The following is a 3,535-nucleotide window of genomic DNA, read 5'->3' as shown; positions in this document are numbered from 1 at the left end:
GGAGTGACAGTTGGTATTGGTGAAGCTTTAATTAGTACTGCTGCTGGTTTGGTAGTAGCGATTATTAGTTTAGTATTTTATCGATTATTTCAAAGTTTGTTATTTAATCAAATGAAGGTGTTTCGGAAATCTGGTAATGAATTAGAATTACTCTACCGACAATATTGGCAACAGACATCTTTAAATAATTTAAATAAATACAATTCACCAGGTAATAACACTTATTTTTCTCCTACATGGAATCAGAATTCTCAGAATATTCCAGATTCTTTAGAACAGAATACAAAACCAACAGATTCTTCAGCAGAAAAGGATAAGGATATTGATACAACTGCAGATGAGCCAGATAATAATTAGATGTCTCCAGGGAGTAGGGGAGTAGGGGAGTAAGGGAACTCGTGCCATTAAATTGTTAAGAGGTTGTTGGTAAAGAATTATATTGATTAAAATTTTTGATACTTGCTTTTGAAATTTTAGTAATAGACATCTCCAAAAATAAAAAATAAAATCAATTATCTTACATAAATTATCAATTACTCACCCTCCTGTGAAGAGTTCCCTATTCCCTGTTCCCTCTTTATCTAGATATGTCTATTAGATATCTGGTAAAAATCAAAAATAAAATCAATTCTCACACAAAAATTATCAATTTTTTCTCCCTACTGCCTACTGCCTACTCCCTACTCCCTCTTTTCTAGAGATATCTATTGATAACTGATAACTGAAGCGACTTTTATCCAAACAAAAAAACAATGAAACTTAATCAAGAATTTGCTACTGAAGAAGTTAGAATTGAGTTAATACCTCTAATTGATGTAATATTCTGCATTCTAACTTTCTTCCTTTTAGCCGCTTTACAACTCACTCGTCAACAGGCAATTAATGTTGACTTACCAAAAGCTAGCACGGGTAAACCTCAATCACAAGATATGTTACTTGTAAGTGTGAATGAGGTAGGAAAAACTTTTATTGAACAACAAGCTGTGAACGCAGTTGAACTCGAAAAATTTGTGCGGAGATATCATCAAGTTAATCCTCGTGGAGTAGTGGTATTATATGCTCCTAAAGAAGCAAGATATAATGATGTTGTGCAAGTTCTAGATTTATTGCGAGAAGTAGGAGGCGATCGCGTGGCTCTAGCAACTTTACCAGGAGCACCTCAAACCGGTCCTGGTGCTACTAACAATAATAATACTGAAGAGTCAGTAACCCCCTCTGAGTCTGAGTCCAAACAACAACCAACTCCAGCGAGGATAGTTAACCCCAGTCAATTTCAGTTACCTCCTGCTCCAGAGTCATCTACAGATTGAGTATTTTCATTTGATACAAATATCTGTTTCTTGTTGCCTAAAAAGACTTTTTTTTTAATATTACTTCAGTAGAATTAGTATAAGTATTAATGGTAATTGCCACTACTATATTAGAAAACTCCACTAATATTTAGCTCGTGTAGATTGGGTCTAGTTGTATTTTATTTTTAAACCTAACCTAAGAGCTATAACATAAGAAGTAAAAAAAGAATAAAAAATTTTGATAGTTCAAATACAGTAGTGGCAAATGCAAAAATGATACTGAAAAATGAATGGTAAAAAAAGTAAATTGGTTAGTTGAAAAAAATATTATCGATCGCGAAGAGCAATTTTTAGCAGAATTAAGTAAGCAAGGATATATTTACAAACGAACAACATATCTTAATTTCCGACCAGGAGAAGCAAATAAATATTTTCCCAATGATGAATGTGTTATTTTCAAAGGTACCCTTAACCTGGGTCGAGATGTCTTAAGAAGTGCTTGGACTCCCGGAGCATATATGAATGAAAAAAATCTTCGCTGTTCAACTTACTATGCTTACTTTGGTAACTATTTACTTAATAATAAATACTTTATTCTGCCTTTAGCAGAGTTAATTAGAAGACAAATAGAAATTCTAGAATACTTTAAGTCTAGTGGTGAAATTTTTATCCGACCCAATAGCAATATGAAGTCATTTCGTGCTGGAGTATTTAACCTAAAAATTTTAAATACAATGATGACTTTAGGACAAGAATTAAGAACAGATGAAACAACTTTAGTGCTAGTTGCTGCTAAACGTTTAATTGCAAAAGAATGGAGATTTTTTGTTTACAAAAATGAGATTATTACTGGTTCACTTTATCTAGTAGGAGAGGAAAGAATCAATGAAAGAGTCAAAAGCAGTTATTTAGAAAACTATTTGAATAAAGTGCTGAATCAAGTTAATTGGTATCCAGAATTGCTTTATACCATAGATATTTGTGAATCAGAAAGAGATCTTTACATACTAGAATTTGGTTCTTTTAGTTGTGCTGGAGAATATGATTGTGACTTAAGTTTAATAGTAGAAGCTGGTGCAAAAGCTGCTTGGGAAGATTATCAGTATGCCTACGATATTTAGATAAGACAAACTTTAAAGAAGTAATTAGGGTTTGCTGAATAAAGTTTTTTAGTAAGGGCAGGAGCCAGAATTTCCTTCGGAATGCTCCGTAAACAGGAGGAAATAGAAAAACGATAGCTCTAACTTTTTTGAGTTGAGCGATCGCTTTTCAAGTAAATATATCAATTTTTAGCTTTTAAAAGGAGGTGTTTGAATCTTGAGGTTATCAAAACTCATATTTAAGAATTCCCCTTTTGCTGGTGTATCTATCAAAAATCCAATATTAGCTCCCAAGTTAGGATCGTTCTCAGCAAAAGTATACTTAAATGACCACTCCTTAGTTTCTGCCCATTTAACACGAGGCTTTGAACTAGATGCTTCAATAGCAGTAGTAAGTAATGTACCAGGATTATCTTTACTTCCTCCAACAGTCAGACCAATATAATCAGCATGAGCAAGATCCGCTGATACTCCATTCTGATCTTTTGGTCCATCGAAGTTACAGACATCAATAGTTACAACATAGTCGCCGGGAACTAGAGGAAAATCAAAATTAACAAAGGCTTTTCCTCCGTATTCAGGGAAACTATTAGCCATTCCTAGAGTTACTTTACCAGCAGTAGCTTTGCAACCTTCAGCCCCATCAGGGAAGAAGTGCTTATCTGAACCTAAAGTCCAATCACCATCATCTTCTACATCATTTTCGATTACAATTATACTTTCTTGAGCAGCTACAGTAGCTGGATTAATCCCTAAACAGGTGAATGCCAGTAGTACTGAAATTACCCATGCCAGTATTGATTTCATGTTAGTATTCTCCAATCTTAAATTAGTGGTTTCAGCTTATGTGATATTTACACTATTCTTGGCTGGATGGCCTGTACTTTTGCCAAGTATATCCATGATTATTATCCTTTTGTTAAAAGCTAATTATAGGAATTTAATAATTTTTTTATAAATATAAATTAGATAAACAGGACTTACGCCAAATTCCTAAAATACAGTAGATAAAAAGTATAGAAATATGGTAGTATTAGTCTTTTAAGGCAACAAAAATGCGTAATATAATTTTCTTCCTCCGGGGGAACATTAGACCTCTCCGGAAAAGAGGGAGTAGGGAGTAGGGAGTAGGGAGTAGGGGGA

4 protein-coding genes are annotated in these 3,535 nt (G+C 33.7%); 3 read left to right on the top strand and 1 reads right to left on the bottom strand.

Annotated features, from left to right (window positions below; all coding sequences use genetic code 11):
* The 3 genes from AC3DU7_RS04935 to AC3DU7_RS04925 all read left to right on the top strand — a co-directional run.
* A partial coding sequence (locus AC3DU7_RS04935) for a MotA/TolQ/ExbB proton channel family protein (protein WP_488038244.1) occupies window positions 1–357 on the top strand: 357 nt, incomplete at its 5' end.
* Window positions 358–752: 395 nt separating this feature from the next.
* Window positions 753–1,310 carry an ExbD/TolR family protein gene (locus AC3DU7_RS04930; protein WP_488038243.1) on the top strand — a complete coding sequence of 186 codons (558 nt, stop codon included), beginning with the start codon at window positions 753–755 and terminating at the stop codon, window positions 1,308–1,310.
* 272 nt (window positions 1,311–1,582) lie between these two features.
* Window positions 1,583–2,413, top strand: coding sequence for an ATP-grasp domain-containing protein (locus AC3DU7_RS04925; RefSeq protein WP_488038242.1), 831 nt, complete (start codon window positions 1,583–1,585; stop codon window positions 2,411–2,413).
* Between the two features lie 168 nt (window positions 2,414–2,581).
* Here the strand turns inward: AC3DU7_RS04925 and AC3DU7_RS04920 are convergent, their stop codons facing one another.
* Entirely contained in the window at window positions 2,582–3,199 is a 618-nt protein-coding gene (locus AC3DU7_RS04920; RefSeq protein WP_488038241.1) for a hypothetical protein, read from the bottom strand.
* Between the last annotated feature and the right edge of the window lie 336 nt (window positions 3,200–3,535).

The sequence above is a fragment of the Okeania sp. genome (assembly GCF_983059655.1).
This window is presented reverse-complemented; position numbering and strand designations above follow the sequence as displayed.